Origin of the sequence: Neptuniibacter sp. 2_MG-2023, from assembly GCF_030547495.1 — a bacterium.
GTDB lineage: Bacteria > Pseudomonadota > Gammaproteobacteria > Pseudomonadales > Balneatricaceae > Neptuniibacter.
In genome coordinates this window covers 1-13,037 of the sequence record NZ_JAUOQC010000002.1, presented here as the reverse complement: position 1 = coordinate 13,037, position 13,037 = coordinate 1, and the positions used below count along the sequence as shown (strand labels likewise).

Genomic DNA, 13,037 nt, shown 5'->3' with positions numbered 1-13,037 from the left:
CCTAAGTAATACAGATATAGATTTTTTAAACATTACAGTTCTAATAAATCGCATCTGTATACAAGTAATTAAATAATTCTAGATCTGTAATGAAAAATCAACCTAATTTATTCTAAATATCGGGATAAAAACCAATCTGTAATGCTAAAAAACAAGCATTGACGATTTAGATACGGAGCAGAATCATGTTTAGATTTAAAAAAGGGGTATTACTTATAGTAGGAAGCTGCCTACTGAATGGTTGTGATAGTAACTACCATTTATTTGATGGTCTATCAGGGTATAAATTTGCAACGATCAATCCTAGTCGCTTCACAATCCAATACTACGGTAATGAAGAAAGCAGCTTAAACGATGTAACCACTATGTGGCATCATAAAGCTCGGGAACTGTGTAAAGGAGCGGCTTATAAACATGCTTTTCTGACGCCAACAAAACGCAAAAACATAAACACTTCAAACCTCAATAGTAACTTTCTACCGAAAGATGATAATTACTACTTACTCGAGGGAGAGGTAAACTGCTTGGCGCCAAACTACGCTGAACAAACAGCTTCTAAAGAGAATAGTTTACTTAGCAAACACCTTACCACCGATCAGTTTATAAGCGGGCGTGCCACGAATTAATACTTCACGGGCAAACAGTCGATCACATGTAGGGCAAACACAAGGGGTACTGGTGCAATCTTCATTAATCCTTTCTTTGAAGCATTTTACCAGTGCACCTTTTCCTCCCTTTCGGTAATTAAAAAGGCGCGTTCGACACTGACTGCAATACACATTAACCGTTGTTGATGGGCCCTTTTTATTTGGTTTTGCCATAATCGAAAAATTTACCTCTCAACCAAAATAGATAAAAAGCAAACTACATGTCCACTTTTAACCTTGTAAGCAATCAGCTTACACTTTGAGCTTCCTGACAGAAGAACTCAAACGAGTCTCTAGTTTAAACATCTCATTGATTGCCTTTATACACTTAGATAAGGAACCCTAATCACTCACTTAAAGTGATTTATGCAATCACAAAAATTTCCCTACCCAGGACAAAGAATAAACGGTAGATTTAGCGTCTATACGTATAAATAAAAACTAATGGACCTCTTATGTTTAAAAAGATTTTGCTAACCATCCTTTTACCTATCTTATTGATCTCACCTGCATTCGCCGAAGGTGACAATCCTAAGGTTATTATGCAAACCAATTTAGGTAATATAACCATTGAGCTATTTCCTAATGAGTCTCCTGAAACGGTCGCAAACTTCCTAAACTATGTGGATAGTGGCTATTACGAAGGCACGATTTTTCACCGTGTTATCGCAGGGTTTATGATTCAAGGTGGCGGTTTTACACAAGATATGGAAAAGAAGGAGACCCAAGAAGCGGTCAAGAATGAATCTAAAAATGGCCTAAGCAACACCACCGGAACCATTGCGATGGCACGTACAAACTACCCTCATAGCGCAACTTCCCAATTTTTTATAAACACAGTCAACAATAGAAATTTAGATGCAAGAGGCAACCGCTTTGGCTATACCGTTTTTGGTAAAGTAACCGATGGTATGGACTTAGCGATTCAAATAAGTCGTGCACCTAGAACAGAAAAAAGCGGCCACAGAGACGTACCAAAAACACCTATTATAATAGAAAAAATTAGCCGCATCAGCGAATAAACAAGCGCTGTATTGAGTCTTACTAAGATCCTATGCTTTCGCTTATTCTGATAGCAGATTTTTTTATAGTAAGACTCAATCCCCTTTAGCTATCTAGCTTTAACCATCTATCTTAAGCCACCTAAGTCGATTGGCATTACTGACAACGGTAATGGACGACATCGCCATCGCAGCTCCAGCAATCGCCGGATTTAATAACACTCCGATAAAAGGAAATAGCACGCCTGCAGCGATAGGAATCGCTACCGCATTGTAAACAAACGCACCAAACAAATTCTGTTTGATATTTTTCACTGTGGCTTTAGAGATTGACATCGCTTTAGAGACACTCGATATAGACCCTGAAATCAACGTTACATCCGCGCTCGCAATCGCTATATCAGACCCAGTACCAATCGCATAGCCCAAATCAGCTTGGGCTAATGCAGGAGCATCATTAACACCATCTCCAACCATAGCAACAACCTCTCCCTGTGCTTGAAGGTCTTTAATAACCTCCTGCTTTTGCTCAGGTTTAACATCTGCAATCACTCGCTCGATTCCCACTTCGAGAGCAATAGCTTCTGCAGTAAGTTGGTTATCCCCTGATAATAGAATGATATTCAGCCCTGCTTTTTTTAGCTTTTCGATAGCCGATTTGGAATCACTTTTGACCTGATCAGCAATAGCCAATAAAGCGATCAATTCCTTATCACAAGCAACATATACTAAGGATTTCGCTTCTGATGCCCATTGCTTAGCTTGAGGTAAAACCTCCTCACAACGAACACCCTGCTCAGCCATAAGAGCGGCATTCCCCATAACCCAATGCTTATCCGCTACACAAGCAGAAAGCCCTAATCCAGAGAGGCTTTCAAACGATTCAACACTGAGGTTTTCACCACCATGATCTAACGTCATTTGCATATGAGTACATATGGCTGCGGCAAGAGGATGTTCAGAGCGAGACTGTATCGCTAAAATTGCTTGATGGACTTGGCTAATATTTTGACTGTCACAAATATACTCTTGGTCAGTAACTACAGGCTTACCTTCTGTCACTGTACCTGTTTTATCAAATACGACCGTTGTTACTCGTTCAGCCAATTGCAACGCATCTGCATTTCGAATCAAGACACCTTCACTCGCTGCCCGTCCTACCGCCACCATGACCGACATAGGTGTTGCTAATCCCAAAGCGCAAGGACAAGCAATAATCAAAACGGTCATCATCGTAATGACAGCGTAGGTGAATTGAGGCTCAGGACCAACAACAAACCAAATAGACGCCGTTAAAACAGAAATAAACATTACACAAGGGACGAAAACAGAGGCAATCTTATCCGCCAATTTACCAATATCAGGCTTACAGTTTTGTGCATCTCTGACTGATTCAATAATTTGTGCCAATACTGTTTGAGAACCCACCTGCTCAACTTGCATAAGCAGACTACCTGAACCATTCAGAGTCCCTCCTACCAACATCTCACCTTGTACTTTATGTACAGGTTCTGACTCTCCCGTTAGCATCGACTCATCGATGTAGCTGTCACCCGATACAACTACGCCATCAACAGGAATGCTCTCACCGGGACGCACTCGCACTAAATCTTGTAACGAGAGTAATTCAATGGCGACCTCTTGCTCATCATCACCACGTATCCGTAATGCAGTACTCGGTTGAAGCTGCATTAAACTACGCACAGCATCACCGGTTTTCTTTCTCGCTTTTGCTTCGAGCGCTTGCCCTAATAAGATAAACCCCAAAATCATCACTGAAGCTTCGTAATAAAGATGGGTCGCAGGTTCAGGAAGAACCACGCCAAACAGGGAGACTAAAACAATACCTGTGGAATAAAACCAAGCCGCACCTGTTCCCAGTGCGATTAAACTATCCATATTAAAATTTAACTTAAGTGCAGACCGCCAAGCACCTTTATAAATATGGTTTGCACAGACAAACATAATAACAAGTGATAATAAGCCGGTGATAACACCCAACAAAATCCCACTGGTTTGATTAATAGGTGGCACCCACCCAAGCCACATCTGAACCATTAATAAAGCCCCAAAACCTAAGGCAACAAGGCTACGTATCAACGTTGTTCGGTAATGCTGCTGCTCAGCTAGCTGAACTTTCTCTAAACTATCCGTGTCCGTTATCTCTATCGCACCATAACCAATCTCCTCTACCGTGCTGATGATCTGCTCAACAGGTTCCATAGAAGAAACCGTTAAACTACGATCCGCAAAATTCACCGAAAAGTCATCGATCACTCTGCTCGCAGTTAAACCCTTTTCCAGAGAACGGACGCAGCCAGCACATTTAACACCTTGTAACGAGAAGCGGTATATCATGATGGTATCCAATAAATAGAAACTAAATAGAAGAACTAACCACTCAAAACTAAGTGATTAGTTTGTATTAAAGGACAAGACTAGATAGGAATATTATTTGTATTAACGTCTTTTTTCTAAAGCAATATAACTACCCGTCAAACGCATAGCGATCTTATCATCCTGCTTAATGTCGATAATAAGATCCATTCTAGCGCGTCCTTTCTCTAACATTTTCTGATAAAACAGGCTAACAGCCCCCTCATCAGGCAAAGAGGTACTTGCTGTAAAGTCGGTGGTAATCGGCAGAAAATACTCTATATGGCTATCACGGATGACAACATCATCATTCCGCCCCTGAGACTTAAGATAAAGTGTAACGATGCTCCAACCACACAAGGTGGCGACCGTTGCTAAAGATCCACCAAAACCTGTGCCTTTATCATTCACATTAGGTGCGAGGGAGGCCTTCATCTCTAGCCTTGTCCCATCCCATTTGAGAGGAAAAAGTCCCAAATGATTAATCAATGGAATTTGTCCCTTCAATTTAACAAGGAACTCTTCTGCTATTTGATTATAATCTGTCAAAAACGGCTGCCTTTCACTTTACCCATGCCAATCAGTGGCATAAGTTTCCTGATCATGTTGAGGTGGATTACGTAATTTTTTAGCTGTACCTAAATAGATGTAACCAATAATCGTTTCTTCTTCTTTGACACCTAATCCTGATTTTACAAGCGGATGATAAGCCATCTCACCGGTACGCCACATTGCTCCAACACCTTGGGCATGGGCCGCTAAAATAATATTTTGTGCTGCACATCCTGCTGAAACCTCTTGTTCAAGCTGAGGAACTTTAGGGTGATCACATACCGCCGCTATAACGACAATCAAAGTAGGTGCACGCAACGGCATCTTACGTGTTTTCTCTTGACGCTCTGGCGCCAACTCAGAGTTGTCAGCTAAAGCCGCTTGTAAAAATAATTCGCCCAAACGTTCACGAGAAGACCCTGTGATTGTTAAAAAACGCCAAGGTCTAATCGCTCCATGATCCGGTGCTCTAAGCGCCGCTTGGTAGATATTATCGAGCTGCGCTTTAGTTGGCCCTGGCTCAGCCAAGGCGGGACAAGATACACGGTTATGTAAGAGTTCTAATGCATCCATAAACAGCTCCAGTTATTGTCGACTTAAACGTAGATTATCGATATCTTCCATTTCACTACTTCTGAATGGGTTTATATCCAATCCACCACGGCGCACATAACGAGCATAAACGTTTAAACTATCTGGTTTACAACGCTCCCAGATATGCATAAAGATATTTTCTACACACTGTTCATGGAAATCACCATGTTCACGATAGGAAATTATATATTTAAGTAAACCCTCTCGATCAATCTCCTTACCAGAGTAGCTTATACCTAAAGTTGCCCAATCTGGCTGCCCTGTTACAGGACAGTTAGATTTTAAGAGATGGCTATATAGAACCTCTTCAACCTGATCTTCACAAGTAAATAGAAGCTCGGGATCTGGTGTGTATTGTGTAATCTCAACATCTTGGTTATCAATACAGAAGCCGGTAAATTGGCCAAACTCTGGCGCCTGATCAGGATGATAGATCCTTACATTAACTCGTCCTCCCGCCGCTTCAGAAAGGTCTTTAATCAATAAGGCCTCAACCTCTTTCTGCGATTCAAACTTACTCAAATTCAGTGAATTTAAATAAAGCTTAAAGGATTTAGATTCAATAATATTTTTACTATCAGCAAACACGCGGAATTCAGCAAGACGAACCTCCGGCTTTCCTCGCTGATTTATCCAAGAAAGCTCATAAGCATTCCAAATATCGACCCCTTTAAAGGGTAACGTACTGCGATCAACGCCCTGTTCTTTCCAATTTAGGTCACGTGCTATTGGATATAATATTGAGGGATCGTAACTATTAATATACTCAGTGTCTTGGCCAAGCGGCGAGTTTTTTACATCATCATTTGTATTCATTAACTACGAATTCCTTTGCCATTTTGAAGCAGATAAAGTGCATAAGAGAAGAGCCCGCCAATAAATAGCAAGATCATCATAAAAGCGAACCCAACATTTATATCACTAACCCCTAAAATACCGTAACGGAAGGTATTCACCATATAAAGAATAGGGTTCAGCTGAGATACGCCCTGCCAAAATTCAGGTAATAACTGAATTGAATAGAAGACGCCACCTAAATAGGTAAGTGGTGTCAAAACAAAGGTAGGAATAATACTGATATCATCAAACGAGTTGGCAAACACCGCATTAATGAACCCTCCCAAAGCAAACAAAACAGCGGTCAAGAAAACGATTGCGATAGTCACTAATAGGTTTTGTACCTGAAGATCCGTAAAGAATAGGGACAGCAAGGTTACGATCAAGCCCACACCTAAGCCTCGTACAACGCCACCAAGAACAAAACCACTTAAAATAATCCAGTTTGGAACAGGCGATACGAGTAACTCCTCAATACTACGTTGGAACTTAGTACTATAAAATGAGGAGACCACATTACTGTATGAGTTGGTAATAACGGACATCATAATTAAACCTGGAACAATATATTCCATATAATTAAAGCCGCCCATCTCTCCTATACGACTGCCGATTAAATTACCGAAAATAATAAAATACAGCGTCATAGTGATTGCGGGCGGAAGTAAAGTTTGCGCCCAAATACGAGTAAAACGACGCACTTCACGGCGAAAAATAGTCCAAAAAGCGATAAAAAGATCGTTGGCGTTCATGCTTTATCCTGATTAAGGTTTTTATCCACAAGCGATACAAATAACTCTTCCAACCTATTTGATTTATTTCGCATACTTCGCACTGACAGATTATGATCTTGTAAACGTTCAAACAAGCTATTTAAGCCCTGCTCCTTTTCAACGTCCACTTCCAAAACATTATCTGTAATCAAACGAACGACGTACCCATCTAATTGCGGCGCTTCAGACAAACTGGCATCAACATCTAAAATAAACGTCTCGGTCGTGAGCTGCTGCAGTAAGGCACGCATACTGGTATTTTTAATAATCTGACCTTTATCGATAATAGCGATATTTCGACATAAGCTTTCTGCTTCTTCCAGATAGTGTGTCGTTAAAATAATCGTAGTACCCGATGCATTTAGCTCACGAAGAAACTCCCACATCGAGCGGCGCAACTCAATATCAACACCTGCCGTTGGCTCATCCAATATCAGTAATTTTGGATCATGCATTAACGCACGTGCAATCATCAAGCGACGCTTCATTCCTCCTGACAACATACGAGCTGCGCCATTGCGCTTTTCCCATAGGCCTAACTTTTTAAGATAGTAATCAGCGCGCTCTGAAGCTATAGATCGCTTAATCCCATAATATCCAGCCTGCGTCACTAGGATATCTTTAACATTTTCAAACATATTGAAATTAAATTCTTGCGGAACAACACCTAAGTTAAGCTTTGCTCCCGTCAGATTGTCATCAATATCAATACCAAAAATAGATACCTTGCCGGACGTTTTATTAACTAATGAGGAGACAATACCTAAGGTCGTGGACTTACCTGCACCATTAGGTCCAAGTAGTGCAAAAAAATCGCCCTCAGCCACATCAAAAGAGATCTCTTTTAACGCCTCAAAACCATTGCCATATACTTTATGTAACTTTTCAACTGTTAACGCTAATGTCATCTAGCTATCCCGACTTAAAATAAGGGGGTGAACGTGAATTTTTGAAAGAGTATAGGTTCTACTATCTACACCAAATAGACGCAGTTCCGCCATATCATCCATAAACTATATAAACGAACAACGGCCGTACATTGTAAGTAACTCTATTTTGCTTTCAATGGATTATTTATTCAGATCAAACTAGCAGGCTTAAGTTCCACCTTATAAAATAGCTTCACCATGATATCGGAGCCCGAAATGACATCTTACCAAATTCACCATCTTAATTTCCTGAAAATTGCATATAACAATTTGATAAAGTGCGAGCCCTTTACGCATGATGAGATCACACCAGAAGACGAAACCTTTATTCTTAGCCTGAAGCAACTTATTGAAGAGTTTGAAGCAGGTAACGAAAATATCTATATAACTGGAGAACAAATTCTAGAACGTGCTTTTAGAATGTACCCAGCCCTAGCTCACTTAATCGCTAGGGATCTCCTCTGGTTTTTTGGAGGTAGCTGTCTACATAATATGGCCGACGACGAGATAGAGAAATTTCAACAGTTAGATGAACTGCGGTTCAGCGCTGAAGAAAATAATGAAGAGTTTGACTACCTGAACAAACGCGCAAGTATATTTGGCCAGAACTAGCGTACAGGTATAAATCCCCAGCACTCTTATTCAAATGTGATATCCACTGCTTGGTTAGCAACAAAATTAACAAGTTCTGCGGCCGGCAGTGGCCGACTAAAATAATACCCTTGGATTAAATGACAACCGTGCAATCTAAGGTAAGCAAGTTGCTCACTTGTTTCCACCCCTTCGGCAAGTACTTTTAAACCTAAACTTTTTGCCAAAACAATAATCGCTTTAACAATTGCTTCACCTTCGGGGTCAACCCCTATATCGCGAACAAAGCTTTGATCAATTTTTAAGGTATTGAGCGGTAATTTCTTCAAATAACTAAGAGAGGAATAACCTGTACCAAAATCATCCATGGAGAGAGACATACCCATCTCTCTAATTTTTTGCAGTTTAGGAATCGTGATTTCAGGCTGACGTAATAAAAAGTTCTCAGTCACTTCCAAATCAACTAGTTTAGGGTCTATACCAGTTTCATTTATTGCTTGTTTCACCGTCGACAATAAGCTTTCATGCATAATCTGTTGGCCAGCAACATTAACCCCCATACGAATATACATACCTTCATCATGCAAGATCTTCCCTTGCTTACAAGCCTCGCGCAACACCCATTCGCCAATAGGTACAATCAACCCTTGTTCTTCAGCTAAAGGAATAAATTTGGCGGGAGAGATCATACCAAGCTCTTTATGCTGCCAACGCAGAAGCGCCTCCGCTCCCATGACACTACCTGAACTCGTGTCAATTTGAGGCTGAAAATAAACCTTAAGCTCATCACGTTCTAATGCTCGGCGTAGATCATTGACTAAAGAGAAGCGTTCGTAGCGCTCACTACCCCGTTCATCATGATAAAAACGTAACTGATTTTTGCCTCTTTCTTTCGCATCAAACATAGCCACATCTGCATACTGCACAAGCGTAGTCACATCGACCGCATGTTCAGGATAGATCGCAATACCAATACTCAAAGTACTAAATATTTCGTAACCATCAATGATAAAGGGCTCTCTAAATGCTGTTAAAATATGCGCAGCAACCTCTTCAATCTCTTGAACTGAGGAACACGCTTCCAACAGAACAGTAAACTCATCTCCACCTAAACGGGCTAAAATGTCACTAGTACTAATGACATTTTGAATACGCTCTGCCGCTTGCTTTAACAGCTCATCCCCCACCGGATGACCTAGGGAATCATTTACATCTTTAAAGGAATCTAAATCACAAAAAAGTACGGCGATAATATCCTCACCACCTGAATGCCTCTTAAGGGCTTGCTCCACCTGATCATTAAACATCAATCTATTAGGCAAAGCGGTGAGCGGATCATGATTAGCAATCCACTCAAGTCTTTTTTCAGCGTGCTGTCGTTCTGTAACATCCATGCCTATAGATAAAACCTGTACATCTGAATCAGGGATATTTAATGCAGAATGCAACCATGAAATCTGTAATATTTGACCACTTTGAGCTCGAATCCCCGCTGAAATCTGTATCTTATTTTCTTGCTTATTTAACAAACGCTCCATTAACGCTTGATGCTTTTTTAAATCTTGCTGATTATGCTGCAGATCAAAAAAGCTAAGCGATTTCACTTCCTCATCGTTAAGCCCAAGTATGCTTAAACCAAAACGGTTAATTGTCTCTATATTACCCTCATCATCTAAGGTCATAATAATTGCTTCAGCAGTATTCAAAAGGCTAGTAACAAAATCACGCTCCGCCTCAAGCTGGACTGATCGCTCAGTTAGGTTTTCCGCTCGCTCAAGTAAAGACGTTTCTAAATACTCAAGCTGTTGTGAAACCTCTAAGGTACTATTTTGTAAGAGATCTAGCTCATCCTCAAAAATATTACTGCGTTTGATTGTATGTATACCTAAACGAATATCTTCATAGGAACTTTTTGCGAGAAGCGGTAGAAGCGACGATACTTTAGCGAGTGCACTCAAAGGTGAGCGCAAAACGGTCAATAAAAACAGAGCCGCCACAAAAAGTCCTGACCCAGAAACCAATAAGCTCTGTATTAGATCATCCCTCGCCGCTATATAAGTATTTGTATGGTCTTCTATAAGAATCCAATAAGCTTGCCCAGGAATAGTTCCCTCAGGCGCCTTTAAAAGAATTTGGTAATGACGGTTATTGGCATCAACTTCATACACCCCACCTTCGGCAGAGATATGCTGCTCGCTTACTAATGTATTTAACAACATTTCATTTTCAGACTTTTGAGTTAAATACTTAAGCTCCAACATTTGTAACCGAGCATCATCAACACTTTCAGCCGGCTGCAAGGCAAGACCAATATCTCGTCCTGTTTGATGGTTAAATTCAAGAATGATGTCACGCATCTCTCGCCCCACCACAACGACACCAATTTGGTTATTCTCCAAAGTGACGGGCATAGCAATAAAGCGTAAACACTGTTCGGCGCAATAAAAAAACTTAACAGGTTCTTCAACCGCTTGAACTTGAGTAATAATAGATATAGGAAAATCAACAAAGATGCCGTCTTTAACACTGAGCACACCAGTACTATCATAAAAATAGATAGCGTCCATAGAACCGCTCATAACTAGATCAGGAAAGAGTGTTCCGATAACCTCCGTATATGCCTCCGACCTAGCGTTTCCCTCATACTGTTTACTTACTACGAGGGGGATGATTTCTGCTAAATCGAGTAATCGATCATAAGATGTAGCGACCAACCCTTCTAGCACATTCACATCGCGTTTTATAAATTCAAGACGCTGTTGCTCACTTTTCTTTTCTAAGCTTAAATAGGAGTAATAGCCATAAATAAGATGCACCATAGTCAATGCAAAAACTAAGTATATAAATACCTTCCAGCGCAAGCTAAAAAAAGCGCGATTACTCGCATGCACATCAGCCATCTTTATTAAAACCTATAGGTTGCCTGGAGAAGAAATAGATCCCAATTCTCTTTTTTCTTGGTCTGATCGGGATTATCTTGGGTTGCCAACCAACCCGTCCCTTCTACTTTGTGCCATTCGGCACGAAACAGCCAATGAGACGAAGGTTCCCAACCAACCCCAAGCGTCCAATCGAAAGCATATTGGTTATAGGCGGGCACCCCCAAAAGTGCTTCCGCTTTTTTACCATCTTTATCGTCTTTATCTATATAAAACACATCTCGTCGAGCAAACATAGATAACTCAGACGTCAACCTATGCTCTAACTGCAGATAAAAAGATTCACTGGCCGTTTCAGGCTTAAGTGCAAATACGCCTCCTAAACTACCCCAATCAACATCTTGCCGAAAATACTCCCCCGTCAAACTCCACTTATCCCAATTGTATTGTAATGACAAAACAATAACGCCAAGATCGAGACGACCATCACCAGGTGCTCCTGGAGCCGGAGTCGAGGGATGATCAAAGTCCAACTTAAAATTCCCATAAGTAAAAGCGCCGATAAAACTATAGTCATTCAAACTATACTCTGTACGCCAAAGGTAGCCTCGAGTCTGATCAAACGAACCAGGCCAATCGTCATTCAAATACGCATATTCCACATTTTTATCTTTGCGCGGGGCGCCGGCTAATAACTCCGACTTAATACGTCCACCGCTCAACATTTTCGTTCCATAAAGTATCAAGCCATCAGAAGATAGCTCTAGATTTCGGGCTCGGTCAAAATAGAGCGATTGAGGCAGCATAATTGAAGGCCGTGTAAACGCTACATCACGCGTCGTATTATAAAAACCAAATGGATTTTTTACCCGCCCTACCTGTATACCTGCATGTCCCCATTGCTGCTCTAAGAAACGATAATCCACTAAGGCATAATCAACACTTAATTTACCATCATCCACTTCCCCCGCCCGACGAGAAACCAACTGCCCGGAGACTAAAAACCGTTCACTTAAGCGCGTAGTTGAACTAATACCAAGCTCTCTAAAATCAAAACTTCCGCTCTCACTCTTACCATAGAAATTATTATCATCGGTTAAGGAAAACCCTTGGGTAACAAAACCATTAACTTCCCAATCAATATCATCTGCCGCAACAAAATCCACCCATAGCAGACTGAAAAGAAGCGCACTAAACCACCTATTTAACCTGTAAAGTCTTAGCATCACTGCTCCCCTCCTTATCCATGGATATATACCCTATCGCTCCTTTATTTTTAGATACTTTATCTAGCATCTCGTCAAAGGACTCTACAACCATTGGGGACTGTCCTGAGCCAGAAAAAACAGATCGATCCCAGATTTTCACTAACTGATAAGGGAAGAGTTTTAATTCTTTTTTAACAAACATTTGATGTTCTGCTTTATGGGGAGGAAGAATATAAACCCTAACTGACTGACCATCGGGCCAAACACGAGTTTGCATCGAGAAAATAGAGAGGAGGTATTGTCGGCTAACGCTATCAAGTGAAACACTTGAATTGACGATAACCTCAGACGAAACTATCCGAGGAAGCACTAACAATAATAAAAATAACAGAAGTCGGATCATACAATGAATACAACCACATCCTATGTGAAATAACCTAGACTCGAAAGAAAAAAATCTTTATTTCGAACAAACAAGGTACAACGCATAGTAGTCTAGTTCAAGAAAAGAGATTTTTCTCAAAACTAAGCATTAATTCATTTTATTGGGCGATACAACAAAGAAAAATAAGGAAATGGCGTCCCATAGGGGGTTCGAACCCCTGTTACCGCCGTGAAAGGGCGGTGTCCTAGACCTCTAGACGAATGGG

At 40.8% G+C, this 13,037-nt stretch carries 12 protein-coding genes; 3 read left to right on the top strand and 9 right to left on the bottom strand.

Features of this window, described 5'->3' with window-relative positions; translation table 11 throughout:
• The first annotated feature begins 185 nt into the window (after positions 1-185).
• A complete protein-coding gene (locus tag Q4486_RS02620) occupies positions 186-626 on the top strand; it encodes a hypothetical protein (protein ID WP_303518134.1) in 441 nt (146 codons plus the stop codon).
• A 476-nt stretch (positions 627-1,102) separates the two neighbouring features.
• Positions 1,103-1,669, top strand: coding sequence for a peptidylprolyl isomerase (locus tag Q4486_RS02615; protein ID WP_303415545.1), 567 nt, complete (start codon positions 1,103-1,105; stop codon positions 1,667-1,669).
• Between the two features lie 99 nt (positions 1,670-1,768).
• Here Q4486_RS02615 and Q4486_RS02610 read toward each other — a convergent pair whose 3' ends face one another.
• The 6 genes from Q4486_RS02610 to Q4486_RS02585 all read right to left on the bottom strand — a co-directional run bounded on the left by Q4486_RS02610 (position 1,769) and on the right by Q4486_RS02585 (position 7,688).
• Complete coding sequence (locus Q4486_RS02610; protein ID WP_303518133.1) at positions 1,769-4,006, bottom strand: heavy metal translocating P-type ATPase; 2,238 nt, start codon at positions 4,004-4,006, stop codon at positions 1,769-1,771.
• 102 nt (positions 4,007-4,108) lie between these two features.
• Entirely contained in the window at positions 4,109-4,573 is a 465-nt protein-coding gene (locus Q4486_RS02605; protein ID WP_303518132.1) for a YiiD C-terminal domain-containing protein, read from the bottom strand.
• An 18-nt stretch (positions 4,574-4,591) separates the two neighbouring features.
• The gene (locus tag Q4486_RS02600; RefSeq protein WP_303415548.1) at positions 4,592-5,149 is read right to left on the bottom strand and encodes a nitroreductase family protein; all 558 of its coding nucleotides are present in this window, start codon (positions 5,147-5,149) and stop codon (positions 4,592-4,594) included.
• A gap of 12 nt (positions 5,150-5,161) precedes the next feature.
• Complete coding sequence (gene queF / locus Q4486_RS02595; RefSeq protein ID WP_303415549.1) at positions 5,162-5,986, bottom strand: NADPH-dependent 7-cyano-7-deazaguanine reductase QueF; 825 nt, start codon at positions 5,984-5,986, stop codon at positions 5,162-5,164.
• Complete coding sequence (locus tag Q4486_RS02590; RefSeq protein ID WP_303518130.1) at positions 5,986-6,759, bottom strand: ABC transporter permease; 774 nt, start codon at positions 6,757-6,759, stop codon at positions 5,986-5,988. The genes queF and Q4486_RS02590 overlap by 1 nt, the downstream gene beginning before the upstream one ends.
• Positions 6,756-7,688 (bottom strand): ABC transporter ATP-binding protein, encoded by a 933-nt coding sequence (locus tag Q4486_RS02585; protein WP_303415551.1) that lies wholly within the window; start codon positions 7,686-7,688, stop codon positions 6,756-6,758. Before Q4486_RS02585 ends, Q4486_RS02590 begins: the two co-directional genes overlap by 4 nt.
• A 237-nt stretch (positions 7,689-7,925) precedes the next feature.
• Here Q4486_RS02585 and Q4486_RS02580 point away from each other — a divergent pair, with 237 nt between their 5' ends.
• Entirely contained in the window at positions 7,926-8,321 is a 396-nt protein-coding gene (locus tag Q4486_RS02580) for a PA2817 family protein (RefSeq protein WP_303415552.1), read from the top strand.
• 26 nt (positions 8,322-8,347) lie between these two features.
• Here Q4486_RS02580 and Q4486_RS02575 read toward each other — a convergent pair whose 3' ends face one another.
• Genes Q4486_RS02575 through Q4486_RS02565 form a run of 3 tightly spaced genes read right to left on the bottom strand, consistent with a single transcriptional unit; the run spans position 8,348 to position 12,790 of the window.
• Entirely contained in the window at positions 8,348-11,200 is a 2,853-nt protein-coding gene (locus tag Q4486_RS02575) for a bifunctional diguanylate cyclase/phosphodiesterase (protein ID WP_303518128.1), read from the bottom strand.
• 5 nt (positions 11,201-11,205) lie between these two features.
• Positions 11,206-12,408 carry a hypothetical protein gene (locus Q4486_RS02570; RefSeq protein ID WP_303518126.1) on the bottom strand — a complete coding sequence of 401 codons (1,203 nt, stop codon included), beginning with the start codon at positions 12,406-12,408 and terminating at the stop codon, positions 11,206-11,208.
• Positions 12,380-12,790: a hypothetical protein gene (locus tag Q4486_RS02565; RefSeq protein WP_303518124.1), complete on the bottom strand. Its 411-nt coding sequence runs from the start codon at positions 12,788-12,790 to the stop codon at positions 12,380-12,382. Before Q4486_RS02565 ends, Q4486_RS02570 begins: the two co-directional genes overlap by 29 nt.
• Between the last annotated feature and the right edge of the window lie 247 nt (positions 12,791-13,037).